Genomic DNA, 23,283 nt, shown 5'->3' on the forward strand with positions numbered 1-23,283 from the left:
GCATCGGCTCCCTAAGGATGGCTTGAGTGGTGGAAACGCTCGAAGTGTTTGCGCTCGGTCTGGCCCATCCACACGTTCAACGACCACAGGTCAGCGACCGGGACATTGGTGAAGGGCAGGTGATGCAAGTAGCCGTCAGCACCGAATTCCGGGGTCAGGGTGCTGACCTGGTAACCGCGGGCCTGCTGCGAGCGCCAGATGCTTTCCCAGTGCTGCTGATGGAAAGCCAGTTCTTTTGCATATTCGGGCGCCGCCGGGTGCGGAACCTGCGGCCCCTGGTCATAACCGACCCGGGCCTGGATATGGTGAACGCGCTCGATGAACGCGCTCAGGTCGTCGGCCGGATCATTCAGCAGGCGCTCGCAGGTCACGATCCAATGGCTGATGTCACTGGTGAACAGCAGATCGGGCAGTTGCCGGATCAACTCCAGGGTCACCCAGGGGTTGAACAGCGAACGCGAGCGATGGGTTTCGAAACTGCAGACCTGACCGTGCTTGCGCGCCAGCTCCATCGCCTGGCCAAAAAACTCCACCTGTTGCGCCAAGGACCAGCGGTCGTTGCCCGCCAGCACGTTGACGAAGCGCGGGGAGAGTTCAGCGGCCCAGGCGAGCTTCTGGTCGAGGTCATTGAGGTGGACGGCAGGCGTTGCCGACTGATCCGGCAGCACGTCGTAGGCGCTGAAGACGGTGCTGATATAGCCCAGGCGGTTGGCCTGGAGGAAGGCGCCAAACTCAGCCCTTTCGCGGGCGTCCAGTGGCAGGCGCGCTTCCATGCCATCAAAGCCCGCTTGCAGCAACTCTTCGAGCGCCTGAGCCTTGCTGGCGGTGTAACCCCACAGCGTACGGAAAATTTCCAGCTTCATCGGTGATCCTCAAAAATCCCAGGGCCTACTGCAAAAGCACTTCGACTGCACCAGGCGGCCAAGCGATCAATGGTCGGTGGCGGCAGAGGACTTCGAAACCGGATCCCTGCGTAACCTGATGCCACTGAGCGATGCCGAGGCTGGTTCGCTGTGGAGCTGATGTTAGGCACAGGCTGCGCGGCGGAAGAATCTGAAAGTTCAAATGAATACTTCAGACTTTCATCAACCAATAGCTGGCTAATTATCGCGCTTACAGGAGGGATTTAGTGGGGGAGTGCGTGTCTACGCTGGGTGTTGACGAGGGGTGCCTTTACTACGACATCATTTTGAAGACTGCCAAGCGACATCGGGTCGCGAGGCGATTTGAACTTGAAAGGTTTATGACGAACGACAAACCCGGCAGCGGACGAATCAGATTGGCAAACCTGTTACCGCGAATCATGCCGGCAGAACCCGGTATGAACACTTCAATATTGGCAATGCCGGTGGTGTGTTGTGTGCGAACAGGCGCGGCGATTTTTTGCAGCCGCGGGGGTTGACCTTAAAGTGAGGTTTAAGGTGAGCATGCACGGACCTGCATGACTGTCGGACCCTGGATGATGTTGAAAACCTTTATTTCCTGTGCGTTGGTATTGATAGGCGGTGCATTCATGACTTTTGCAAATGCCGGGCCGGCCCCTTCCGCGGTTGTTGCGCAAGATCGCCAGATACTGGTGATCATGACCAACCACGCCAGCTATCCCTCACGAACCGATAGCACGGGCTTGTGGCTGACCGAGCTGACGCATTTCACCGATGTGGTGGAAGCGGCCGGCTACACGACGGTTTTTGCCAGCCCCAAGGGCGGCGCTGTGCCTCTGGACGAGCGTAGCCTCGGTTGGCTTTACATGGACAAGGCTGCCCGTGAGCATTTGCAGTCCCCTGCCTTTCGCGCTCGCCTGCAAAACACGATACCGATCGCCGATGTCGATCCGTCCCGGTTCAGTGTCATCTACTTCACGGGAGGCCACGGTGTCATGTGGGATTTCCCCAATAACCCCGACCTGCGGCGTGTCGCCGAAACCATCTACAACCAGGGCGGCATCGTATCGGCCGTCTGCCATGGTGTAGCGGGACTCCTGGATCTGAAGGATCAACAAGGCCAGTTGATCATCAAGGGCAGAAACATCACCGGTTTCTCTGACCGCGAGGAGCTGTTTTCGGGCATGAAGAGTCAGGTGCCCTTCTTCCTTGAGGACAGGTTGGTGAGCCAGGGTGCGCGTTACCGCAAGGGCTGGCTGCCGTTCACGTCATTTGCCATCACCGATGGGCGGCTGGTGACCGGTCAGAACCCTCAATCACCCAAGGCCGTGGCTGAAGCCGTGATGGCCGTGCTCGCCGCCGGCAACGTAGCTCGCTGATCCATGAAGTACACCCCATCACCTGGAGAAAGACCGATTGAAACTCGCAAGCGCCGTTTTAACAGCATTACTGTTCAACACTTTTGCCAACGCTGCGTTGGCGGGGACGCCTGAGATGCCCAGCCCGACCGACACAACCACAATCGATATCGCAGGCCACCAGGTGCCCGTCGTCAAGGGCGGCCTGTACGACCGTTTTCGCTCCAACCCTCCGTTGTCGGTGATTGCAGCAGAAGTGCCGGGTGTTGATCTGAGCTGGTTCAAGGGATTGGAGAAGAATAAGGTCGACATTGGCTTTGAGTCGTACTCGCCAAACTTTTACTACCAGAACAGTCGCGTAACGGCTGTTTATACGGCGGACCTGGACCGGCTCCGGGCGCTGATGCCGCCTGAAGTACTGGCAACCGTGCAGCCGCTGCAAGTCTGGCCAGGCCGCGGCTTGATCGCGTTCACCGCGTACACCTATGAGCACTGCGATAACGATGCCTACAACGAGGTGGCCGTGTCGATCATCACCAACAAACCCGGCAAAGCCAATCTGGGGCCGTTCACGCTGATTGGTCAGTCGATGTCTGGAGATTTCTGGGGTTATGTGCTCAAGCTGCCGGTGAATACGGAGCTGGCGAGGGTGCGTGGTGTCGTCGGTTACAACCTGCCGAAATGGCTGACCGGCATTGACCGCAAAGAGGATGCGCAATCGGTGGTGTATGACATTACCGACAGCCAGACCGGCAAACTGGACGTGTCCTTCAAAGCGAAGAAACTCGACGACCTGTCCCGCGATGTCGATATCGTCACCAGCAGTTTCACCAATCTCGATCACCAGGGCCAACCGGCCTATGGATATGCTGTTTCCCGCCAGCTCAGCCATGGCTCCAGCCGGGACACGGATTCGGCCACCCTCACGCTGGGCGACGGCAGTCTGTCGAACTACCTCCGCTCCCTGAAGCTGGGGAAAATGATGAAGTACGAATATGTACCTGAGTTCCAGAGCGCGCTCTATGCGCCAAAACCACTTGCCACCCTGGTTGGCGAGCGCTGAAACCTGTTGCGCCTGTCAGGCCCCGGAAGCCTGACGGGCTGTTTTTTTCCTGGAAGACGCTGCATCACGGCGGCCTGAAGTGCCTGTCACGCCCTCATCGCGCAGACGATGCAACAGCAATTGCGCATTGTCCGCACACGCCATGCCCTCGGGCTTACCCTCGATGCCCTTGATGACCAGCAGAAGTTGCGCCTTGTTCTGGGCCAACCGCTGCTGCAGGACTTCGATTTCCTCAACCTTTTGCTTGAGGCCACTGAGCAACTCTTCGTGCTGCCAACCACTCGCATTCATCGGCATCAATTGGCGGATTTCTTCCAATGAAAAGCCCGCCGCCTGCGCGCCAGTGATGATCTCCAGAACCCACTGGGTGTCAGGCGCATAATCCCGATAACCATTGGCTTTACGCTCGACCGATTTGATCAGGCCGCTCGCTTCGTAGAAGCGGATGCGTGAAGGCGCCAACCCGCTGATTTTCGCCAGTTCGCCTATTCTCATATTCCACCTCAAAAAATCCATTGACCTTAAAGTTGACTTTAAACCTAAAGTCTTCGGGCGGCCAAGCGGCTCGGGTGCAATGGGTTGCCAAGCCGTCATGGAGCTCTGGGGGAGGGGGGGCAAACGGAAACCGATCCTGAAACACGCCCTCTGAACCGCCTATTGGATGGGCTGCACTTTGTTCATTCAGGGCCTTGATCGAAACAGGATTCGGTTCAGGCCTTCACTTCATTCAGGAGATGCGAACATGGGGTATGTCACTACGCGAGACGGTGTTGAAATCTTTTACAAAGACTGGGGGCCGCGCGATGCCCAGGTCATCTTTTTCCATCATGGATGGCCACTGAGCGCGGACGATTGGGACGCGCAAATGCTCTTTTTCCTGGCCAACGGCTACCGGGTTGTTGCACACGACCGACGTGGTCACGGGCGCTCCAGTCAGGTCTGGGACGGACACGACATGGATCACTATGCTGACGACGTCGCGGCCGTGGTTGATCACCTCGGCGTACAAGGCGCAGTCCATGTCGGCCACTCCACCGGCGGGGGGGAAGTCGTTCATTACATCGCGCGCCACGGCGAAGACCGAGTGTCGAAGGCCGCCATCATCAGTGCCGTCCCACCGCTGATGGTCCAGACCCCGAGTAATCCTGGCGGCCTGCCCAAGTCAGTTTTCGACGACTTGCAGGCACAACTGAAGGCCAGCCGCGCACAGTTCTACCACGACGTTCCAGCGGGACCTTTTTACGGCTACAACCGCCCAGGTGCAAAACCGTCTGAGGGCATCATCTGGAACTGGTGGCGGCAAGGCATGATGGGTTGTGCAAAGGCACACTATGACGGGATCGTGGCTTTTTCTCAGACCGACTTCACCGAAGATTTGAAGAGCATCAAGATCCCCGTTCTGGTGATGCATGGTGATGATGACCAGATCGTGCCTTATGAAAATTCCGGGGTTCTGTCAGCAAAACTTCTGCAAAACAGTACGCTGAAAATTTACCCGGGCTTCCCGCATGGAATGCCTACAACCAACGCCGATACGATTAACGTCGATCTGCTGGCATTCGTGCGGAGCTAAACAATGGAGGGCGGGTAAACACCCCGCCCTTAACCTCTTCAAGGCCTGCAATTCACAAGTTCGGCATGTGCTGCGGGCAAGATGAAGCCTTAGTCAACCATTACCTCGTCCAGTGCCTGCTCGAGGGTGCTGACCGTACGCTCGATATTGTGCAGCTTTTCGAGTCCGAACAGACCGATGCGGAAGGTCTGGAAGTCGGCCGGCTCGTCGCATTGCAACGGCACTCCGGCGGCGATTTGCAGGCCGTGGTTGGCAAATTTCTTGCCGCTCTTGATGTCGGCATCATCGGTGTAGCTCACCACTACGCCAGGGGCCTGAAAGCCGGCTGCAGCGACGCTTTTGAAACCTTTGCCGGTCAACATTGCGCGCACCCGATCGCCCAGCGCCTGTTGTTCGCCGCGGACCTTGTCGAAACCGTAGGCTTGCGTCTCTTTCATCACCTCGTTAAATCGCGCGAGGGAATCGCTGGGCATGGTCGCATGGTAGGCATGTCCGCCCTGTTCGTAGGCCTGCATGATCTGAAGCCACTTTTTCAGGTCGCAGGCGAAGCTGCTGCTTTGCGTCTGTTCGATGCGCTCGAGGGCCAGGGAACTGAACATCACCAGGGCGCAGCAAGGGGAGGCGCTCCAGCCTTTCTGCGGTGCGCTGATCAGCAGGTCGACTGCGCATTTGTGCATATCAACCCAAAGCGTGCCTGAGGCGATGCAGTCCAGCACGAACAGGCCACCCACCGCATGCACGGCGTCGCCGACGGCCCGCAGGTACTCGTCGGGCAGGATAATCCCTGATGAGGTTTCAACGTGGGGGGCGAAGACAATCTGCGGCCTCGAAGCCGCAATGGCTGCCAGCACGTCGTCCAGAGGGGGTGGGGCGTAGGCAGCCTGGCGAGCAGTGTCGACCGGTCGGGCTTTGAGCACCGTGGTGGCCGCCGGGATGTTGCCCATCTCAAGGATCTGGCTCCAGCGATAACTGAACCAGCCGTTGCGTATCACCAGGCATTGCTGGTCGGTGGCGAACTGTCGCGCCACCGCTTCCATGCCGAATGTGCCGCTGCCCGGGACCACCGCAACAGCCTGGGCGTTGTAGACCTGTTTCAGGGTCCTGGAAATGTTCTTCATCACACCTTGAAATGACTGCGACATGTGGTTGAGCGAGCGGTCGGTGTAGACCACTGAGTACTCGACCAGTCCCTCGGGATCGATACTGGGATATAGCTTTGACATAGGTGACTCCTTTGGCAGAGATCTCAGTGGTATCGACCCTGCGCCAAGCCTTGGCAAATGACAAGATTGCCCGGGATTGAATGGCGACTTCTGTCGAGCGGTTGGCATCATCATGTCGATTATGGACGTAGCAATGCTCGCAGGTGAATGTGGGAGCGAGCCTGCTCGCGATGGCATCGCCTCGATTTTCCGGTTGCTCCCGGATTTGTCTTGGCATTTGCCGGCGTTTTTTCGCTTTTTAAGCTTGCTGAAACGTTTCTTCAAGTCTATAAAAACGGCACAACTCCAAGAAAGGCTGCTGCCATGACCCCGCTCAAACTCTTTGTTGCCCTCAGCGCACTGTCCGCTGCCTCCCACGCCATGGCCTGGGATTACGTTCTGCTCGACACCGACAAGGCCGCCCGGAACTGGCAGATCACCAGTCAGCAACTCGGCATAAAAACCGACAAACCCTTCAGCGTTACCCTGCGCACCATGCACGGCGGTCGGCAGGAGGGCGTCAGCATCGTCGACATCGATAACGGCACGATGAAACTTTCGGTAGTGCCGACTCGCGGAATGAACGTCCTGCAAGCCTCGGTCGGCGATGTGCGCATGGGCTGGGATTCACCGGTCAAGGAAGTGGTCAATCCATCCTTCATCGAACTCAACGGTCGTGGTGGCCTGGGCTGGCTGGAAGGTTTCAACGAACTGGTCACTCGCTGCGGCTACGAATGGGTCGGTCACCCCGGCATCGACAATGGTGAACTGCTGACCCTGCACGGTCGCGCCGCCAATATCCCCGCGAACAAAGTCACCCTGCACATCGATGAAAAACCGCCATACGCCATCACCCTGCGCGGCGAGCTGAAAGAGCAGGCGTTCAAGAAAGTCGACTTCTCCGTCGCGACCGAACTGGTCACCGAACCCGGCAGCGTAGTGTTCGCCCTCAACGACACCCTGACCAACAACGGCGACTATCCGAAGGAATACCAGGCGCTGTACCACAGCAACTTCAGCACCCCGTTCCTGGAACAGGGCGCCCGGTTCGCCGCGCCGGTGAAACAGGTGTCGCCGTTCAACGACAAGGCCAAGGGTGATCTGCCCGACTGGCAAACCTACCGCGCACCGACCAGGGACTACGACGAAACGGTTTACAACGTGGTGCCCTATGCCGATGCCAAGGGCGATACATTGACCGTGTTGCATAACAAGGCCGGCAGCCTGGGCGTTTCGGTCGGCTTCAACACTCAGACACTGCCCGTGTTTTCCCTATGGAAAAACACCGACACCCAAGGCCAGGGCTATGTCACGGGGCTGGAGCCGGGGACAAGTTTTTCCTACAACCGCCGTTATCAACGGCCACTGAACCTGGTACCGACAATTGGGCCCAAGGAACACAAGCAGTTCCGCATCAGCTACAGCTTGTTGGCGGATAAGGCGGCTGTGGACAAGGCCTTGCAGCAGGTGAGCGAGATTCAGGGCGGGCGGGAGACTGAGGTGCGGCAGACGCCGTTGGTTGATCTGACCAAGGGGTGACACCGGCTAGAGCGTTGCTTCGCTGATCGCACCAGTCTGTTGCTGTTTGCCAGCTCTTGACTCATGGCTGTCAATCACCCAAGGCGCTACGCTCGCAGGCACGCGCCTTCAACTACAGACGATGCCGATATGAAACACCTGCTTGATCGTTTACGTGGCTGGGCCAGAAAGCTCAAACAGCAAACGATGGTTCTCTGGTTTTGCTTTCAGCATCCGCAAACACCCTGGTTACCCAAATGGATTTCGGTTTTTGTCGTGGCGTACGCACTGAGTCCAATCGACCTCATTCCCGATTTCATTCCTGTGCTTGGGTATCTGGACGACGTGATTATTTTGCCGCTTGGCATTCTGCTCGCTATTCGCTTGATGCCTGCACAGGTGCTCGAAGATTGTCGGTTCAAAGCGAGTGAGTGGGAGAAAAGCCACAGGAAGCGGCCAGTGAACAGATTTGCTGCGGTGATCGTTGTAGTGGTCTGGCTCGTTGCTGCGAGCAGTCTGGTAGCTTGCTTGCTGTGAGTTGAAGTTGTTGCTCAACCCATGCGTCAGTCCTGATTTTTTTGAACTCGGGAACAAAGGCCCGGGCAATGGCCATGACAGCGACGCGGACGACAACGATGCCGCGGATGCCGCTCGGGACGCCGCCAAAGCCGAGGCGACGGCAGCCAGAGAGGGAGTCGCAAGCCCTTAAAGGTCATGGGGTTTGCGACTTTTTTCGGCTATCGAGTCAAATCTCCATAGTCAGATCGAGCGCTGATTCACGCGCTGAGTCAGTTCTTGCGCGGACTCTTTGCGTTCCGAGTAGCGGTCAACCAGGTCGGGGCGATCCCGTAGCAGCAGGGTGAATTTCACCAGTTCCTCCATGACGTCTACGACCCTGTCGTACAACGATGAGGGTTTCATGCGATTGGCTTCGTCAAACTCCAGAAAAGCCTTTGGCACCGAAGATTGATTGGGGATGGTGAACATGCGCATCCAGCGTCCCAGCACACGAAGCTGATTCACCACATTGAAGGACTGGGAGCCGCCGCAGACTTGCATGACCGCAAGGGTTTTACCCTGGGTTGGGCGAATAGCCCCCAACGCCAACGGCACCCAGTCGATTTGCGCCTTGAACACCGCAGACATCGAGCCGTGGCGCTCTGGCGAGCACCAGACCTGTCCTTCAGACCACTGCATCAGTTCGAGCAGTTCCTGGACTTTCGGGTGGTCGGAGGGCGCGTCGTCCGGCAGCGGCAGGCCGGATGGATTGAAGATCCGCGTCTCGGCGCCGAAGTGTTCGAGCAACCGGGCTGCTTCCTCGACCAGCAGACGACTGAATGACCGCGCACGAGTCGAGCCGTATAACAACAGGATGCGCGGCTTGTGCTGGTCGTCGCGTCCACCGGCAATGGGTTGGGTCAGTGCCGCGTCGAGATTTGGCAGGGAATGGGTCATAAGGGCTCCAGTCAAAGCGTGCCGATGCGTTCGAGTTCGCGCTTCAATGCATCGCGGTCAAGTTGTGCAAAAGGCAGTTCGAGGAATGCCCTGCAGCGCGTTTCGATGCGCGCCAGGGTTGAGTGGAACGCCGCCGCTATCCGTGCTTCATCGCCCGTTATGTCCGAGGGATCTTCCAGGCCCCAATGGGCTTTCAGTGCCGGCCCGAAGTACACCGGGCATGCCTCGCCGGCAGCCTTGTCGCAGACCGTGATGACGATGTCCGGCGGGTTGGCTTCGAAAGCCTCATTGCCTTTGCTGCTCAAGCCGTCGATGGCAATGCCGGCCTCTTGCAAGGTGCGCAGGCTGCGGGGCAGCACCTGTCCCTTGGGGAAACTGCCGGCACTGATTGCCTCAAAGCCTTCCGGCGCGAGATGGTTGAACATGGCTTCGGACAGGATGCTGCGACAGCTGTTGGCGGTACACATAAACAGAACGCGCATGGTGACTCCTCTTTGCGGTCGCACGGGGCTATACGCTCAGGCGCAGGGCCAGGGCAGACAAGGTGATGAGCAGGATCGGCAGGGTCAGGACCACGCCGACCTTGAAGTAGTAACCCCAGGTAATGCGGATGCCCTTGCGCTCCAGAACATGCAGCCAGAGCAGGGTGGCCAGGCTGCCGATGGGGGTGATCTTGGGGCCCAGGTCAGAGCCGATGACGTTGGCGTAGATCATGGCTTCACGCACTACGCCGGTGGCGTCACTGGCTTGAATCGACAGCGCGCCCACCAGCACCGTGGGCATGTTGTTCATGCCCGATGACAGCAAGGCCGTGAGCAGGCCGGTGCCCAGCGCGGCGCCCCAGATGCCGAACTCGGCCATGCGGTTCAGGGCCATTGTCATGTAAGTGGTCAGTCCGGCGTTTTTCAACCCGTACACCACCAGGTACATGCCCAGCGAAAAGATCACGACCTGCCAGGGCGCTTCACGCAGCACCCGGCGGGTGGAAATCACATGCCCGCGCGCCGCCACGGCGAACAGCATCGCGGCACAGACCGCTGCGATGGCGCTGACCGGAATGCCCAGGGGCTCCAGGGCAAACAGCCCGACCAACAACAGGGCCAGAACGATCCAGCCGACGCGGAAGGTCAGGGGATCACGCACGGCGCGTCGCGGATCCATCACGTCATCGAGCGCGTAGTGCCGGGGAATGTCACGGCGGAAAAACCAGTACAGCACCACCAGGGTGGTCGCCACGGCAACGAAGTTGACCGGCACCATGATGGCGGCGTATTCGCTGAACCCCAGGTCGAAGTAGTCCGCCGAAACGATGTTGACGAGGTTGGACACCACCAGGGGCAGGCTCGCCGTGTCGGCGATAAAGCCGGCCGCCATGACGAACGCCAGGGTGGACGCCGGCGAAAAACGCAGTGCGAGCAGGATTGAAACAACAATGGGGGTCAGGATCAGGGCGGCGCCGTCGTTGGCAAACAACGCGGAGACGCCGGCCCCCAGCAGTATCGTGAAGACGAACAGGCGTCGCCCGTCACCCTTGGCCCAGCGCGCCACATGCAAGGCGGCCCACTGGAAGAACCCGGCCTCATCGAGCAACAGACTGATGATGATCAGCGAGATGAAGGTCGCGGTGGCGTTCCAGACAATGGCCCACACCAGCGGAATATCGTGCAGCGTCACGACGCCTGCCAGCAGGGCAAGAACGGCGCCCAGGGAGGCGCTCCAACCGACGCCCAGGCCCTTGGGTTGCCAGATGACCAACACCATGGTGAGCAGGAAAATGGAAAACGCAATCAGCATGTGGATTCTCGACGGTTGAAGGGTCAGCAGCAGGCGGCAGTGTTGAGAGGGCGGTCGCCCATGGCGTTCAGGCGGGTGCTGTCGTCCTTGAGCCAGTCGGCGTTCGCTGCCAGCGTGGTCTGCAGAACATCACGAACCCACACGGGCAGATCAGGGTTGAGCCGGTAATACACCCATTGCCCCTGGCGGCGGTCCAGAAGCAGGCCGCATCCGCGAAGCTGGGCAAGATGGCGGGAAATTTTCGGCTGGCTATCGTCCAGGGCACAGACCAGCTCACACACGCATAACTCGCCTTCACGAGCGATGAGCAAAGTGGCCCGGGCGCGGGTTTCGTCGGACAGGCATTTGAATACGGAGGCAGGGTTGAGCATTGGCAGGGCACTGTACATATGGTCATGCGAATATACGTTTATCCATATGTTTCGTGCAAGCCGCTCGGACTCAGGAAGGGCAGGGTTGTTCAGGTATGCGATAGACTTGCGCTGTTTCGACACAAGGCAAAGGAGACGCACTGAATGGAATCGTTTAGCGTTCGCGAGCTGAAAACCACTGACGCTGAAGCTTTACTGGCGTTCGAAATCCGCAACCGTGAATGGTTCGAATCGCATATCGATGCGCGCGAACCTGCGTTTTATTCGTTGCGCGGTGTCGCCGATCATATCGACAGCTATCTGTCCGGTTTGGCCAGCGGTGCCTGGCACCCGTTTGTCATCGAGGACTCAAGCCAGGCAATCGTTGGTCGAGCCAATCTGAAAAGCATCGACCTGGCGATGGGGTCTGCCGAAGTGGGTTATCGGATCGATCAGCGCGTGTGCGGGCAGGGGCTGGCAACTCTGGCGCTGAGGCATCTGATCCAGCAGGCACAGGTGCGCTGGGGACTTGCACAACTGGTGGCCTATGCCTTCAAGGAAAACCTGGGCTCCAGAAAGGTACTGGAGCGGTGCGGATTCAAGCTTGAGCAACCTTGCCGTGATGACAGCCCGGGCAGCGAAGAGCGATTCGTCCTGTCGTTTCAATAGTTCTGCCAGCCCGTAGCAGGTTGCTGCGGGCTACTCCTGATCCTGATCTGCCGCCACCTCCTGCCAGCTGTCATCCGGGTCAAAGCGCTTCATCGATTGCGCCAGTTTTTCACCTTCGGGCCCCAGGTCTTTTTCGAACACCTGGCCTTCGTGACTGATCATGAAGCTCATCACCCCGGTGACGTTGTATTTCGCCGGCCATGCGATCAGGGCAAAGCCGCGGCTCATCTTGTCGCCGATAAGGTAACTGTAGGCACCACCCGGTGCCGAAGGCCCCTGGCCATGCAGGATGCGGAAGCGGTAGCCATGCCATTCTTCGTCGGCAATGGCTTTGCCGAACGAAGGCCCCAGCGGGCTGATCTGGCCGCTATCGTCTTGCGCCCAATAGAGTCCGTCGTGCTTGCCGGGGGTGCTGAAGATTTTCTGCGCATATTCGAGTGCGCCATCACCGTCCCGATCGACTGACGCATAGTCCATCTGGGCGTCGTGATAGGCCAGCACCGACTGCACCGCGTCGAGTTCATTGCGTCCGATCTGGCGTGCGCGGATCTCGGCACTGCCGGCCTTCAAGTCGAAGCGCCAGCCGCTCGCCACTTTTACCAAGGGGATCGGCAGTGTCCAATTCTCGGGGCCGACCGCCAGGATGCCCTTGCGGTCGCCGATTTTTTCAATGTGGTGTTGCTCGCGGTACTGCTGCAAAAACGCATCGACGTCTTTGCGCTGCACGCCTTCACGCGGGATGTAATTGTGCCAGTCACTACCGAGCAGTTCCGTCAGGCGTGCCTGGTCGGCGTGTTCCGTACCCAGTGCCTGGACCAAGGCTTCTGCGGCCTTTTCCGGTGTTGGAAAGGCCTGCTGCGCCGTCGCCATGCACGACCACAACAAGCCGGCAGCTACCGCAAGGACAGGAGGCAGCAAGCCCGTGAGTCCTTTCACTTGAGGATGGTTTTTCAACGACGGCCCCCCCTTTGACGCGCTGGTGAATTGGACGGCCGACTGACCTGGTGACCGGCCGAACGGGCGGCACTGGGGCGATGGGCGGATGCCTGGCTGGCCCGGCCACGATTGGCCTGGACGTTGGCCTGGGACGGTGAGCGTGCGCCGGCGAACGCATTGTTGCGGGCACTGCCGGCACTGGCGGCGGGCCGTTTGTTCGGTGCTTGCCGCGTCTGCGCGGCGCCTTCTCTGCGCTGGTTCAACTGGGCGGTCTGGTTTCTGGGTTCCTGGCGGGCCTGGGTCCTCGGCTGCTGATTTTCCCGGGTATTTCTGGCGGTACCCTGGCCTCTGTCAGCCGCCTTGGGCCTGTCCGCACCGCCCTGTAACCGATTGCCGTCCGCGGCTGCTGACTGGAGTTTGCGCGTTTGATCACGGGCTTCGCGGTTGCTGGTGGCAGGTCGTTCGATACCGTGCCTGTCCATTGAACTGCGGGCATTTTCACGGGCCTGGGCGCGCTGGGCAGTGTCCCCGCGATAGGCTTCACGCTGACTGGCACCGCTGAGTTGGCGGCCGTATTGCGCGCGGCTCGCATTGTCTCGATAAGGCACGCCATTGCGGTGCACCGGGTTGTGCTGCCATTTGTTGTTGGTGATCCGGTTGTTGGCGTTGATGTTGTTGTAGCGATTGACGTCGATGTCGATGTCGTTATTGCCCCAGTCACATTCACCCCACAACGATCCAATGATCGCCACGCCGGCGCCAAACGCGAGCCCGGCCATCAGGGCCTGGCCCGGGTAATAGGCCGGTGGCGGTGGATAGTACGCGGGCGGCGAGGCCGGGTAGGGCCAGGTGCCGTAGGTGGTCGTCGGGTTATACGTGGGGACGTACACCACCTGCGGATCGGCAGGCTGGATGATGATGGTGGAGCTGCTGGCCGGCGCCGGTGCCGATTCAGGAGCAGGAGCCGGTGCCGCATTCGTGGTTGCAGGCGCGGGCGCCGCGACATTCTGGATCGTCACGTTCTGATACTGGTTGCTCTGCAGGTTGCCGGCTGCCTGTGCCTGGCGACGCAGGCGTTGCGCGCTTTCCATGACATCGTCGGGCTGCGCCAGGAAGGCATCACCCAGGCGTTGCACCCAGACGGGGTCCTGCCCCAGCGTTGCCAGAACCTGCGGGAAAGCGACCAGCGCTTGCACGCTCGGATCCCAGGGCTGGTTCGCCACCTGTTTGACCGCGTCGTCACCCTTGGCGTCCGGATGCGCTTTGGACCAGCTGACGGCCTCGCCGACTTCCCCGGGGTAGGTGGTGGCCATCAGCACCTGTGCAAAAAGAGGGTCCGGGTAAAGCGCAATGGGCGCCAGCATCTGATCCAGCTGTTCCTGGTTGAACACCGGATCCTTGACCACCGGGGCGACGGGCGCCGCATTGGCCGCGCTTGCTGGAGCGGTGGCGGGTGCCGGAACCGGGGCCGGTGCGGCTGCGGTCTCATCCGCACCCAGTGCCAGGCTGGAAGATCCGCTCAATAACAGTACGGCCGACAACGCGTAAAGAAATGGAATGTGCATTGCACCCCCCATGTGGTCAGGCAGGCTTGAAATGAGTGGATCAATCCCCGGCAGGTGAAAGCCGACTCTGCAAGCCACAGAGCTGCGCCTCGACACCGCTCCCTAAGGGTAGCAGCTCATTTGGAGGAGACAGGCTGGCTTTGAAACGCTGTGATCCAGGTCCTGATTCTGATCAGTGTGCGCTGGCATCGCTTTCGTGTTCTTCGGCAAATGCCATGAACACGTCCAGGTCCAGCACATCCAGCTTGATCCGGGAAATGAACGCCGAGAAGGCCAGGTTGGCCGCCAGCAGACGCAGATCAGAGGCCCAGGGCGGAAGGTAGGTCGGTCCCTTGAGCCAGCCGGACTCGAACAGTGGCGCCAGGCGCACAGTGTCCGCCAGGCTGAGGCGCCCTGCAAACAAGTGCCCGATCAGTTCCGGCCGGTTATCGCGAATTGCAATGCGCAGCAGGGTGTGGACGCCGAGCAGCCCGGTCAGGTAAGCGGCATCCTTGGTAAACGCTGAACCGCCCCGCAGATCGGCGCCGCGGAACACCCGTTGGGTTGAGCGGAAGGATTCCTCTTGCGTCTGCCCGGCAGCCAGAAATCCTTCAAATACCTGGATGAAGTCGGCGCCCTCCAGCGCCTGCTGGACGGCCAGCACGCGCAGGGCCAGGCGACGCAGGCGGTTGATGTCCATGCTGCCGGTGAACAGTTCGGCCAGGGTGGCAATGCCCTCCTGGGTCTGGGTTGTGCGCGGAGCGCCCAGGCCCAGGCTGGTGAGGTTGGGCTGCCGCGCGCCGTTCTGTGCGGTGGCGACATGCACGAAGGCCTCGTGTTGCAACAGCTGATGCTTGTCCAGCTCCGAGAACAGCGCACTGGCCCGCAGGCGAATGCGGCTCGATCCGGCGATGGCCTTGGCGGCCAGGTTCGGATCGAGCACCACCGTGATCTGTCCGACGCCGAAGAAACGGTCCAGTTCCGGTTGAATCCAGGCGGCGAACACCTTGGCCGGAATCTCGGCAGGGCAGGGTGGAATTCGTGCACCCCCGAGCAGGGCGTCGGTGGTGTCGAGAAAGAACCGGGCCGCGTCGAGCATGCTCAGTTGCAGGCGCGAGTAATGGAAATCCGGACGCCGGTACAGCGCTGACGAGTATTGGGTAAAGGCGGGAGTACCCACGGCCCCCAGCATGTGCCCGGCCGTGGCATAGCTACGGGCGGTCAGGGCCAGGTGGTTCCCGGCCGGATGCCCCACATCGCAATGGCTGATAAAGGTTTCCAGGGCGGCGATGTCGGCGCTGTGGTCGCGGGGCTGCAACTTGACATTGGGCAGCGTGGCACGCCCGCTGCGCCATTTCGCCAGGAAGTCCTCCTCGACGCCATCGGGCCAGGACAGCGCATCGAGCACGCGGATCTTGCGGGTCAGGCCGGGCAGGGCGGCATCGAGTTCGGACAGGGCAGCGGCGCTCATGGATAGCTCCTTGAGGGACGAGGTGACGTTACAAAAGCTTAGTTGTCGCGCGCGGTGCGTGTTGAGCCGTACGGGTAAAGTCGATGAAGGCCTTGAGCGCTGCGGGCACATGACGGCGACTGGGGTAATACAGATGCAGGCCCGGATAAAAGGGGCACCAATCGGCCAGCACCTGGATCAGGTGGCCATCGGCCAGATACCCGCTGACCATGTCCTCGAACACGTAGGCCAGGCCCACACCCTGCAGTGCCGGGCCGATCATCAGGCTGACATCGCCGAGCGTGAGCGGGCCATTGACTTCGATTTCCTGGGTGATCGCGCCGCGTTCGAATTCCCAGCGGTACATCGAGCCGCTGGGGAAGCGATGGCGGATGCACGGGATGCCATGCAAGTCCACGGGTTTCTGGGGGGCGGCATGCTGCTCGAAGAATGCCGGCGAGCCCACGACCACCGAGCGCATGTTCGGCCCGATAGGTCGCGAGACCATGTCGGCTTCCAGACGGTTGCCGAAACGTACCCCCGCATCAAAACCGCCAGCCACCACGTCGACCAATGCGTCGCTTTCGACGATCTCAAGGCGGATATCCGGATACTCCTTGAGGAACTGGCTGACGATCGGCAAGAGCACCAACTCACACGCCTGTCGGCCTGCTGTTATGCGCAGGTTCCCTGAGGGCTTGTCGCGAAAACTATTGAGGTCTTCCAAGGCATCATCGATGTCCCGGAAGGCTGGTTTCAGCCGTGCGAAAAGTCGTTCCCCGGCATCAGTCAACGCCACGCTGCGCGTCGTGCGATTGAACAGGCGTACGCCCAGGCGATTCTCCAGCGCTCGCAATGAATGACTGAGTGCCGAGGGTGTCAGGCCCAGTTCGACCGCTGCCCGGCTGAAGTTCAGGTGCCGGGCGATGCACAGGAAGATCGACAGGTCGGCGGTGGAGGGGGATTTCATTTGTGAATACCTTTCACAATGTCATGCAAAATTGCTGGGATTATCACATCAGTAGCACAGCCTTAAAGTGGCATCAACTCATCGAGAAGGCCCGGCAACAACGCTCGGGTCGCATGCAGGAGGAGTTGAAATGCGTACCTGGTTCATTACTGGCGCTTCCCGTGGTTTTGGCACCCTCATCGCAGAACACGCCCTGCGTGCCGGCGACGCTGTGATTGCCACCGCTCGTCAACCACAAGACATCACTGATCGCTTGGGCGATCACCCGAACCTGCTCGCCGTGCGGCTGGACGTCACCCGCGAGGAAGAGGCACATCAGGCGGTCGCCGAAGGCATCAAGCGTTTCGGGCGCATTGACGTGCTGATCAACAATGCCGGTTTCGGTGTGCTGGGCGCGGTGGAAGAGACCAGCGCCAGCGAAACCCAACGCCTGTTCGCCACCAACGTGTTCGGCGTGCTCAATGTCACCCGCGCGGTACTGCCGCACATGCGACGCCAGCGTAGCGGTCATGTGATCAATATCTCGTCGATCGGTGGTTATCAGGCCTACATGGGCTGGGGCGTCTACGGTTCCACCAAGTTTGCGGTGGAGGGCATTACCGAAGCGCTGCATCAGGAGCTGGCGCCGCTGGGCATCCATGCGACGGTTGTCGAACCCGGGTTCTTCCGCACCGACTTCCTGGACGAGCAGTCGCTGATCAAGACCGCCCTGGAACTGCCGGACTACGAGGAAACCGTCGGCAAGATGCGCCAGTTTGCCGAAGGCGCCAACCATGCGCAGCCTGGGGATCCGGTGAAGTTTGCCGAAGCGATGCTCGCGCTGGTCAACGCCCCGAAACCGCCACAACGCCTTGCGCTGGGCAGCGACACTGTTGCACGCATCGAGGCGAAAAACCGCTTTGTGGAGGCGGAGTTGAGCGAGTGGAAAGCGTTGGCGCTGTCCACCGACTTCAAGGTCTGACGCGTACAGGGGCCGTGTGGAGGTTCAAAGCCTGTCCAACGCGGCCTCAGAGCAGGCTCCACGACACCCCGACGTACATCGCCATGCCCTCGCCGGGGGTGGAGCGGGCCGCGTCCAGCCCTTTGTCGTCGTAGCCCGGCGTGACCGTGGCGGCATAGTGCTTGTCGGTCAGGTTGCGCAGGTCCAGCCAGGTCTGCCAGTCGCCCTTGGGCGCGTTGTAGCCCAGGGTCGCGCCGAATATGGCATAGGGATCGGCGTAGTAGCTGTTGGCGTAATCGACCGCCACCTTGGATACCCATTGGGTGTTGACCGCGGCGAAAAAGCCTTGTGGCCAGTCGTAACGCAGTTCGCCCTGGTAATAGTGCATCGGCAGGCCCGGCAGGCGGTTGTCGCCGAAGCGGTCATCGTCGCGGTAGTGGAAGTCACTGAAGGTGTAGCTCTGGCGCAGGCTCAACTGGCCGCCATCGCCCGGCGACCAGAGCGGGCTCAGCAGGCTGGCTTCGACGCCCTGGTGCACGGTGGGGCTGGCGTTGAGCTCGTACGGCGTGGTGGCGTTGGCGTCCGGCAACACCGAGAGCAGTTCATGGTGCACCTGGGCGTAGTACCAGGCCAGGCTCCACTGGCCCAGGTTACTGTCACCACGACCACCGATTTCCAGGGTGGTGGCGGTCTGGTTTTGCAGCTTGACCGGATCGCGCTGGGCGCCTGTGGCGGGGCCGCTGCCGGCGGGGAAGCGAATGTTGGAGCTATAGATCAGCGACCAGGGGTGCGGCGCCTCGACCGAGCGACTGAGATTGCCGAACAGTTGCAGGTCAGGTGTCAGCTGGTAGCGCAAGCCCACGCGCGGGGCATAGTCCCAGTCGTGCAGGCTGGTCTTGCCGCCTTCCTGCGGATAGGTGACGTCGCTTTCACGGCGGGTGTAAATGGCGGCCAGGCCCGTGGTCAGCCACAGGTCGTCGGCGATCTCCAGGTCGTTGCCGACATGCAGGACCGTGTCCGAGCCCTGGTAGGTGAAGTTGCGCATCAGCGTGCCCGGTGCGTAACCGGCGGTGTTGCCAGTGGGGATGCGCACGAACTCGCTGGCGCCGGCGTTGGGCAGGTGTTTGGTCACCCGCAGGCCCAGCGTGCTCTGGCTTTGCAGACCCCAGAGGGTGTCGCGGCGCTTGTAGTCGAACGTGCCGCTGACATCGGTGTACGCCACCTTCAGGCGGTTGGGCCCCTCACGCAAGTCCATGGGGTAGTCGTGGTAGACCAGGCCGGTCTGGATGCTCGAATCGTCATCGAGGTACCAGGTGGTCTTGTTGCCGATAAAGGTGCTGCCGGGCTCGTCGCGGCGATCGTCCCGCGCCACGTAGGCTGGGTTGGCCGCCCGTGGATCGTGCTCGATGGAGTGCTTGGTCACGCGTCCCGCGAGGTCGTTGTCGGTCTGGCGGTGGCGCAGGTAGAAGCGCGTTTCCAGGTTCGGGTTGAAGCGATAACCGAAGTTGGCGATCACGCCCTGGCTCTCGCTGGCCGTGTGGTCCTGGTAGCCATTGGCGTTTGCGTCGGTCATGGCCACGTAGTAATCGAAGTCACCCAGCACCTGTCCGGAACTGACCTGACGCTGCTGATAACCGTGACTGCCGGTGGCGTAGCGTACCTGCAACTTCGGCGCGTTGTAGCCGGTATGGCTGACGTAATCGATGGCCCCGCCCAGAGCCAGGGCACCGCGGTCGAAACCGTTGGCGCCGCGCAGCACTTCCACATGGTCGAGCCACAGCGGCTCCAGCAGTTCATAGGGCGTGCCACCAGGGCCGGTCAGCGGCAGACCGTCGAGCATGGCGTACAACCCCGAGGCATGGGCACCCGGCGCACGGTTGATGCCCGATCCGCGTATCGAGATCTTCACCCCCTCATTGCCCGCCGACTGGGCATAGATCCCGGGCTGATAAGCCAGCACATCCTGGTTACTCGCCACACGGCCCTGCAGCGGACGGCGCATGTCGACCACATTGGTACCGCCGGGTACCTGGGCCAGCCGGGCCCTGGCGTCCTCGATCCCCTGGTCTTCGTCACTCAGGTCCTCGGCCCCGATCAGCACTTGCCCCAGTTCAAGGCCCTGAGCCTGGGTCATGGCCGGACAAACAAGGGCCAGGCCCAGCAGCGCGGCGGGCAAGGAATTAGGCGAGGGCATTGGGGAAACTCCAGACGTACAGGGAACGGGCAATGAACAGTGCGACGCAAGAATGAACGAAGGGAACACATGGCAATTTGGTTTTTTGCCCTCCGGATATTTCCAGTGGCGTTGACGTCACTGCAACGCCCGGGGCCGGGTCTGGCTGAGCAATACGTTCAGATGGCGGGACAGTCTCAGGCGATGTAGCCGCCGATGCCATCCCAAAGCAGCTTCACGGCGGTGACCACCAGCAAGCCGTAACAGGCGCGGTACATCTGGCGTTGATCCAGTCTGGCGTGCAGACGCCAGCCAAGCCAGACACCGCTGGGAACGGCGAGCAGGCAAATGAGCATCAGGCTCAGCACGTTTCCGGTGGGCTTGGCCAGCAGCAGCCAGGGCACCGCCTTGAGGAGATTGCCCACCGTGAAGAACATGCTGGTGGTGCCGGCATAGAGTTGCTTGCTCAGACCCAGCGGCAACAGGTACATCGCCAAGGGTGGTCCACCTGAATGCGCGACCATGGTCGTGATGCCCGAGGTGACGCCCGCGGCCACCGCCTTGGGCGATGAGCGCGGGCGTACGCGGACTTCTCCACCGGCCTTGAACCAGAGACCGACAAAAATCAGTGTGATCGCTGCCATCACGATGGCGACCGCGCGGTGGTCCATCACGCGAAAGAGCCAATAGCCGACGCCAATGCCGACGACCAGGCCAGGGACCAGCAGCCCAAGGTCCGGTTTTGACCAGGTAGACGGCTTCCAGTAGCGCAGGCCGAACAAGTCCATGGCGATGAACAGCGGCGCGAGCAGTCCGCCGGCAGTGATCGGGTCCATTACCAGCGACAGCAGCGGAATGCCGACAATGGCAAAGCCGCCACCGAACGCGCCTTTCATGAAGCAGATCAGAAAGACGCCGGCGAAGGTGACAAGGAGTGTGGTGGCGGTCAGTTCCAGTTCCAAGGGGCGGTCTCCTTGCCGTTGTCGGTTGAAAATGGGGATTTCATTCCGGGTGGCCGGGTATCCATAATGTCGACCACGACCTGCTTCACAGAAAGTGCCAGTTTTGAGGTTTTTCCATGGGCCAGTTTTCAGATGGGCCGGATGCATCCTTGCGCAGTGCGCAGCGCCGTATCTATGCCAGGCTGCGGGCGCAGATCGAAGAGGGTACGCTCGCAGCGGGCACGAAGCTGATGTCGACCAGGGCACTGGCGGCCGAGCTCGGCGTGTCGCGAACCACGGTGACGGCGGCTTACGAGCAACTGGCGGCCGAGGGCTTTGTCGCGACATCGACGGGTAAGGCTGCCACGGTCGCGAGCATGATCAGTCCCTCGTCCGGGCACGCCAGGGGGAACTTAGTGCGGCACAAAGCGCTGCCACCTGCGCTTTCCCTGTACGGGCAGCGTGTTGCCGACCTGAAGCCCTACAGCATGGCATCGCCGGGTGCGCGCATCGATTTCCGCTACGGTTCGGTCGCATCGAGGGACTTTCCGGCCCTGGGCTGGCAGCGCGCCTATCGTGTCGAACTGGTCAAGCGTCAGCCGAGCCTCTCGTTCGGGCAGCCCGAAGGGGAGGCGCGTTTGCGCAGCGCCCTGCAAGGCTATCTGCAACGGGCACGAGGCCTGACGTGCGATGCGGAGCAAATCCTCGTCGTGCATGGCTCGCAGCAGGGACTTGACCTGTGTGCCCGGCTTTTGTTGAACCCCGGCGATGGGTTCGTCTTCGAGGAACCGGGTTACCGCATGGCCAGATATTGCTTTGAGGCCGTGGGCGCCGTGGCGCTGCCCCTGTCCGTCGACACCTTTGGACTCAATACCGCCGCCTTGCCGGAAGATGATCGCGTGCGCCTGGCCTATGTGACGCCGTCGCACCAGTTTCCCATGGGGGCGGTGCTGCCTGTCGCACGTCGACTGGAACTGCTGGGGTGGGCGAGTCGACACCGCGCGTGGATCATTGAGGACGATTACGGCGGTGAGTTTCGTTACGGTCAGCGACCCATCGACGCGCTGCAATCGATGGACGCGCAAGCCCGCGTCATTTATGTCGGGACCTTCTCCAAGGCACTTTCACCGCAGCTCAGATTGGGCTATCTGGTGCTGCCACGGGAGTTGGTGCATGTTTTCCGTGAAGCCAAGCGGCTGACCGATCGCCACTCACCGCGCTGGGAGCAAAACGTGCTCGCCTCGTTGATCGAGAGTGGCACCTATGAGCGCCACGTACGCCGTCTGCGCCGGGAGAATGAGCAGCGGCGAAGGGCTTTGCTGGAGGCTGTCGAGCAACATCTGGCGGGGCACGGGCAACTGGTCGGCATGGCGGCGGGCCTGCATGGCGTACTGCTGTTATCGGCACTGCGCGCTCAGGATGAGCCCAGGCTACAGGCGCTGGCGCTCGAACGCGGGGTGGGCGTTTATCCGCTCTCGCCGCTGTTTGCCAAACCCTCGTGCGCAGAGCATGAGCGACCCGCAGGACTCATTTTGGGCTATGCCGGTCTGACACCGCAGCAGGTTCATGACGGGGTCCGCATTCTTGCTGCCGTGATTCGGGACGTCGAGGAGAAAAGCTAACTCATGCCTGCACACATTCGCCTGGCTGTACCCGATGATGCACCGTTGCTGCCCCCTGTTGAGCGTTGCGCCGCTCAATCATTCCGCTCGATCGATGAGCTGGGTTGGCTGGCGGACGCTGCCACCATGACAGTCGACCGTCACAGGCAGTTGATCGCGTTATCGACTTGCTGGGTGGCTGTCGACGCGCAAGCTCGGCCCATGGGTTTCCTGAGTGCAGAACGCCACGGCAGCGATCTTCATATCCATGAACTGTCGGTCAAACAGTCCGTGCAGGGGCAGGGCTGGGGACGAAGACTGGTTGAAACGGCGATGGAATATGCACGCTTGAATCAGCTGGCTTGTGTCACGCTGACGACCTTCACACAGGTGCCGTGGAACGCGCCCTTTTACCGGCGGCTGGGGTTTGAAGTCACCGCTGGGGCAACTCTGGGCAAGCGCCTTGCAGACATCCTGGCACAAGAGTACGGCTGCGGTTTTGAGCCCGGTAGCCGCTGCGCCATGTCGTGGCGGGTACCCCAGGTCCCGTAGCCGGCATCAAACCGGACCCGCCGGGAGGGCGGGTCCGAAGGGAGATTTTCTTCACACATTCCCGGAAAACTGTAGGAGCCAGCCTGCTGGTGATGGACTCAAATGCGCCGCGTTCATCCAGTTCACACGCGTAATCGTTAACGACCATCGCTGGCAAGCCAGCTCCCACAGGGGACCCTGCCCACGCTGAAACTGTAGGAGCCAGCCTGCTGGCGATGGACTCAGATGCGCCGCGTTCATCCGGTTAACACGCGTTATCGTTAACGCCCATCGCTGGCAAGCCAGCTCCCACAAAGGACCGTGTCCACGC

22 protein-coding genes are annotated in these 23,283 nt (G+C 60.8%); 9 read left to right on the top strand and 13 right to left on the bottom strand.

Going from position 1 to position 23,283, the window contains the following annotated elements; all coding sequences use genetic code 11:
- Window positions 1-11: 11 nt before the first annotated feature.
- Window positions 12-863, bottom strand: coding sequence for a TIM barrel protein (locus PPUTUW4_RS11395; RefSeq protein ID WP_015094783.1), 852 nt, complete (start codon window positions 861-863; stop codon window positions 12-14).
- A gap of 596 nt (window positions 864-1,459) precedes the next feature.
- Between PPUTUW4_RS11395 and PPUTUW4_RS11400 the strand changes: the two genes are divergently transcribed.
- On the top strand, window positions 1,460-2,263 hold the full coding sequence (locus PPUTUW4_RS11400; protein ID WP_015094784.1) for a type 1 glutamine amidotransferase domain-containing protein: 804 nt from the start codon (window positions 1,460-1,462) through the stop codon (window positions 2,261-2,263).
- A gap of 37 nt (window positions 2,264-2,300) precedes the next feature.
- Window positions 2,301-3,305: a hypothetical protein gene (locus PPUTUW4_RS11405; protein ID WP_015094785.1), complete on the top strand. Its 1,005-nt coding sequence runs from the start codon at window positions 2,301-2,303 to the stop codon at window positions 3,303-3,305.
- 15 nt (window positions 3,306-3,320) lie between these two features.
- Here PPUTUW4_RS11405 and PPUTUW4_RS11410 read toward each other — a convergent pair whose 3' ends face one another.
- Complete coding sequence (locus PPUTUW4_RS11410; protein WP_015094786.1) at window positions 3,321-3,800, bottom strand: MerR family transcriptional regulator; 480 nt, start codon at window positions 3,798-3,800, stop codon at window positions 3,321-3,323.
- A 247-nt stretch (window positions 3,801-4,047) separates the two neighbouring features.
- On the opposite strand from PPUTUW4_RS11410, the gene PPUTUW4_RS11415 reads away from it, so the two are divergent.
- Window positions 4,048-4,878 carry an alpha/beta hydrolase gene (locus PPUTUW4_RS11415; protein ID WP_015094787.1) on the top strand — a complete coding sequence of 277 codons (831 nt, stop codon included), beginning with the start codon at window positions 4,048-4,050 and terminating at the stop codon, window positions 4,876-4,878.
- 89 nt (window positions 4,879-4,967) lie between these two features.
- On the opposite strand, the gene PPUTUW4_RS11420 is transcribed toward PPUTUW4_RS11415, so the two are convergent.
- The gene (locus PPUTUW4_RS11420; RefSeq protein WP_015094788.1) at window positions 4,968-6,101 is read right to left on the bottom strand and encodes an aminotransferase class V-fold PLP-dependent enzyme; all 1,134 of its coding nucleotides are present in this window, start codon (window positions 6,099-6,101) and stop codon (window positions 4,968-4,970) included.
- Between the two features lie 303 nt (window positions 6,102-6,404).
- Here PPUTUW4_RS11420 and PPUTUW4_RS11430 point away from each other — a divergent pair, with 303 nt between their 5' ends.
- Window positions 6,405-7,619, top strand: coding sequence for an aldose 1-epimerase family protein (locus PPUTUW4_RS11430; RefSeq protein WP_015094789.1), 1,215 nt, complete (start codon window positions 6,405-6,407; stop codon window positions 7,617-7,619).
- A gap of 129 nt (window positions 7,620-7,748) precedes the next feature.
- Window positions 7,749-8,135, top strand: a complete 387-nt coding sequence (locus tag PPUTUW4_RS11435; RefSeq protein WP_015094790.1) for a YkvA family protein — start codon at window positions 7,749-7,751, stop codon at window positions 8,133-8,135.
- A gap of 222 nt (window positions 8,136-8,357) precedes the next feature.
- Here the strand turns inward: PPUTUW4_RS11435 and arsH are convergent, their stop codons facing one another.
- The 4 genes from arsH to PPUTUW4_RS11455 are packed head-to-tail and all read right to left on the bottom strand — an operon-like array spanning window position 8,358 to window position 11,218.
- On the bottom strand, window positions 8,358-9,053 hold the full coding sequence (gene arsH, locus PPUTUW4_RS11440) for an arsenical resistance protein ArsH (protein ID WP_015094791.1): 696 nt from the start codon (window positions 9,051-9,053) through the stop codon (window positions 8,358-8,360).
- Window positions 9,054-9,064: 11 nt separating this feature from the next.
- Entirely contained in the window at window positions 9,065-9,535 is a 471-nt protein-coding gene (locus PPUTUW4_RS11445) for an arsenate reductase ArsC (RefSeq protein WP_015094792.1), read from the bottom strand.
- 28 nt (window positions 9,536-9,563) lie between these two features.
- Entirely contained in the window at window positions 9,564-10,847 is a 1,284-nt protein-coding gene (locus PPUTUW4_RS11450; RefSeq protein WP_015094793.1) for an arsenic transporter, read from the bottom strand.
- Window positions 10,848-10,870: 23 nt separating this feature from the next.
- Window positions 10,871-11,218: a metalloregulator ArsR/SmtB family transcription factor gene (locus PPUTUW4_RS11455; RefSeq protein ID WP_015094794.1), complete on the bottom strand. Its 348-nt coding sequence runs from the start codon at window positions 11,216-11,218 to the stop codon at window positions 10,871-10,873.
- Between the two features lie 144 nt (window positions 11,219-11,362).
- On the opposite strand from PPUTUW4_RS11455, the gene PPUTUW4_RS11460 reads away from it, so the two are divergent.
- The gene (locus PPUTUW4_RS11460; protein WP_015094795.1) at window positions 11,363-11,866 is read left to right on the top strand and encodes a GNAT family N-acetyltransferase; all 504 of its coding nucleotides are present in this window, start codon (window positions 11,363-11,365) and stop codon (window positions 11,864-11,866) included.
- A gap of 30 nt (window positions 11,867-11,896) precedes the next feature.
- Here the strand turns inward: PPUTUW4_RS11460 and PPUTUW4_RS11465 are convergent, their stop codons facing one another.
- The 4 genes from PPUTUW4_RS11465 to PPUTUW4_RS11480 form a co-directional block, all read right to left on the bottom strand.
- Window positions 11,897-12,736, bottom strand: coding sequence for a DUF2950 domain-containing protein (locus PPUTUW4_RS11465; RefSeq protein WP_049810800.1), 840 nt, complete (start codon window positions 12,734-12,736; stop codon window positions 11,897-11,899).
- A gap of 80 nt (window positions 12,737-12,816) precedes the next feature.
- Window positions 12,817-14,367, bottom strand: a complete 1,551-nt coding sequence (locus PPUTUW4_RS11470; protein ID WP_015094797.1) for a DUF3300 domain-containing protein — start codon at window positions 14,365-14,367, stop codon at window positions 12,817-12,819.
- 172 nt (window positions 14,368-14,539) lie between these two features.
- Entirely contained in the window at window positions 14,540-15,817 is a 1,278-nt protein-coding gene (locus PPUTUW4_RS11475; RefSeq protein ID WP_015094798.1) for a flavohemoglobin expression-modulating QEGLA motif protein, read from the bottom strand.
- Window positions 15,818-15,845: 28 nt separating this feature from the next.
- Window positions 15,846-16,766 (bottom strand): LysR family transcriptional regulator, encoded by a 921-nt coding sequence (locus PPUTUW4_RS11480; protein ID WP_015094799.1) that lies wholly within the window; start codon window positions 16,764-16,766, stop codon window positions 15,846-15,848.
- 130 nt (window positions 16,767-16,896) lie between these two features.
- On the opposite strand from PPUTUW4_RS11480, the gene PPUTUW4_RS11485 reads away from it, so the two are divergent.
- Window positions 16,897-17,727 (top strand): oxidoreductase, encoded by an 831-nt coding sequence (locus PPUTUW4_RS11485; protein WP_015094800.1) that lies wholly within the window; start codon window positions 16,897-16,899, stop codon window positions 17,725-17,727.
- 46 nt (window positions 17,728-17,773) lie between these two features.
- On the opposite strand, the gene PPUTUW4_RS11490 is transcribed toward PPUTUW4_RS11485, so the two are convergent.
- Both PPUTUW4_RS11490 and PPUTUW4_RS11495 read right to left on the bottom strand, forming a co-directional pair.
- Complete coding sequence (locus PPUTUW4_RS11490) at window positions 17,774-19,900, bottom strand: TonB-dependent receptor (RefSeq protein WP_015094801.1); 2,127 nt, start codon at window positions 19,898-19,900, stop codon at window positions 17,774-17,776.
- A gap of 176 nt (window positions 19,901-20,076) precedes the next feature.
- A complete protein-coding gene (locus tag PPUTUW4_RS11495) occupies window positions 20,077-20,841 on the bottom strand; it encodes a sulfite exporter TauE/SafE family protein (protein WP_015094802.1) in 765 nt (254 codons plus the stop codon).
- A 116-nt stretch (window positions 20,842-20,957) separates the two neighbouring features.
- On the opposite strand from PPUTUW4_RS11495, the gene PPUTUW4_RS11500 reads away from it, so the two are divergent.
- The gene (locus PPUTUW4_RS11500; RefSeq protein ID WP_015094803.1) at window positions 20,958-22,442 is read left to right on the top strand and encodes a PLP-dependent aminotransferase family protein; all 1,485 of its coding nucleotides are present in this window, start codon (window positions 20,958-20,960) and stop codon (window positions 22,440-22,442) included.
- Window positions 22,443-22,445: 3 nt separating this feature from the next.
- Window positions 22,446-22,973: a GNAT family N-acetyltransferase gene (locus tag PPUTUW4_RS11505; RefSeq protein ID WP_015094804.1), complete on the top strand. Its 528-nt coding sequence runs from the start codon at window positions 22,446-22,448 to the stop codon at window positions 22,971-22,973.
- Window positions 22,974-23,283 lie beyond the last annotated feature (310 nt).

Source organism: Pseudomonas sp. UW4 (assembly GCF_000316175.1).
In the GTDB taxonomy this organism is placed as follows: Bacteria; Pseudomonadota; Gammaproteobacteria; order Pseudomonadales; family Pseudomonadaceae; genus Aquipseudomonas; species Aquipseudomonas laurylsulfatiphila.

Coding starts and splice junctions, on each gene's coding strand:
- PPUTUW4_RS11465 (WP_049810800.1), bottom strand. CDS start 12,736: ATGGCGACGGCGCAGCAGGCCTTTCCAACACCGGAAAAGGCCGCAGAA.
- PPUTUW4_RS11505 (WP_015094804.1), top strand. CDS start 22,446: ATGCCTGCACACATTCGCCTGGCTGTACCCGATGATGCACCGTTGCTG.
- PPUTUW4_RS11480 (WP_015094799.1), bottom strand. CDS start 16,766: ATGAAATCCCCCTCCACCGCCGACCTGTCGATCTTCCTGTGCATCGCC.
- PPUTUW4_RS11450 (WP_015094793.1), bottom strand. CDS start 10,847: ATGCTGATTGCGTTTTCCATTTTCCTGCTCACCATGGTGTTGGTCATC.
- PPUTUW4_RS11410 (WP_015094786.1), bottom strand. CDS start 3,800: ATGAGAATAGGCGAACTGGCGAAAATCAGCGGGTTGGCGCCTTCACGC.
- PPUTUW4_RS11445 (WP_015094792.1), bottom strand. CDS start 9,535: ATGCGCGTTCTGTTTATGTGTACCGCCAACAGCTGTCGCAGCATCCTG.
- PPUTUW4_RS11470 (WP_015094797.1), bottom strand. CDS start 14,367: ATGCACATTCCATTTCTTTACGCGTTGTCGGCCGTACTGTTATTGAGC.
- PPUTUW4_RS11415 (WP_015094787.1), top strand. CDS start 4,048: ATGGGGTATGTCACTACGCGAGACGGTGTTGAAATCTTTTACAAAGAC.
- PPUTUW4_RS11420 (WP_015094788.1), bottom strand. CDS start 6,101: ATGTCAAAGCTATATCCCAGTATCGATCCCGAGGGACTGGTCGAGTAC.
- PPUTUW4_RS11400 (WP_015094784.1), top strand. CDS start 1,460: ATGATGTTGAAAACCTTTATTTCCTGTGCGTTGGTATTGATAGGCGGT.
- PPUTUW4_RS11490 (WP_015094801.1), bottom strand. CDS start 19,900: ATGCCCTCGCCTAATTCCTTGCCCGCCGCGCTGCTGGGCCTGGCCCTT.
- PPUTUW4_RS11500 (WP_015094803.1), top strand. CDS start 20,958: ATGGGCCAGTTTTCAGATGGGCCGGATGCATCCTTGCGCAGTGCGCAG.
- PPUTUW4_RS11460 (WP_015094795.1), top strand. CDS start 11,363: ATGGAATCGTTTAGCGTTCGCGAGCTGAAAACCACTGACGCTGAAGCT.
- PPUTUW4_RS11435 (WP_015094790.1), top strand. CDS start 7,749: ATGAAACACCTGCTTGATCGTTTACGTGGCTGGGCCAGAAAGCTCAAA.
- PPUTUW4_RS11430 (WP_015094789.1), top strand. CDS start 6,405: ATGACCCCGCTCAAACTCTTTGTTGCCCTCAGCGCACTGTCCGCTGCC.
- PPUTUW4_RS11455 (WP_015094794.1), bottom strand. CDS start 11,218: ATGCTCAACCCTGCCTCCGTATTCAAATGCCTGTCCGACGAAACCCGC.
- arsH (WP_015094791.1), bottom strand. CDS start 9,053: ATGACCCATTCCCTGCCAAATCTCGACGCGGCACTGACCCAACCCATT.
- PPUTUW4_RS11475 (WP_015094798.1), bottom strand. CDS start 15,817: ATGAGCGCCGCTGCCCTGTCCGAACTCGATGCCGCCCTGCCCGGCCTG.
- PPUTUW4_RS11395 (WP_015094783.1), bottom strand. CDS start 863: ATGAAGCTGGAAATTTTCCGTACGCTGTGGGGTTACACCGCCAGCAAG.
- PPUTUW4_RS11485 (WP_015094800.1), top strand. CDS start 16,897: ATGCGTACCTGGTTCATTACTGGCGCTTCCCGTGGTTTTGGCACCCTC.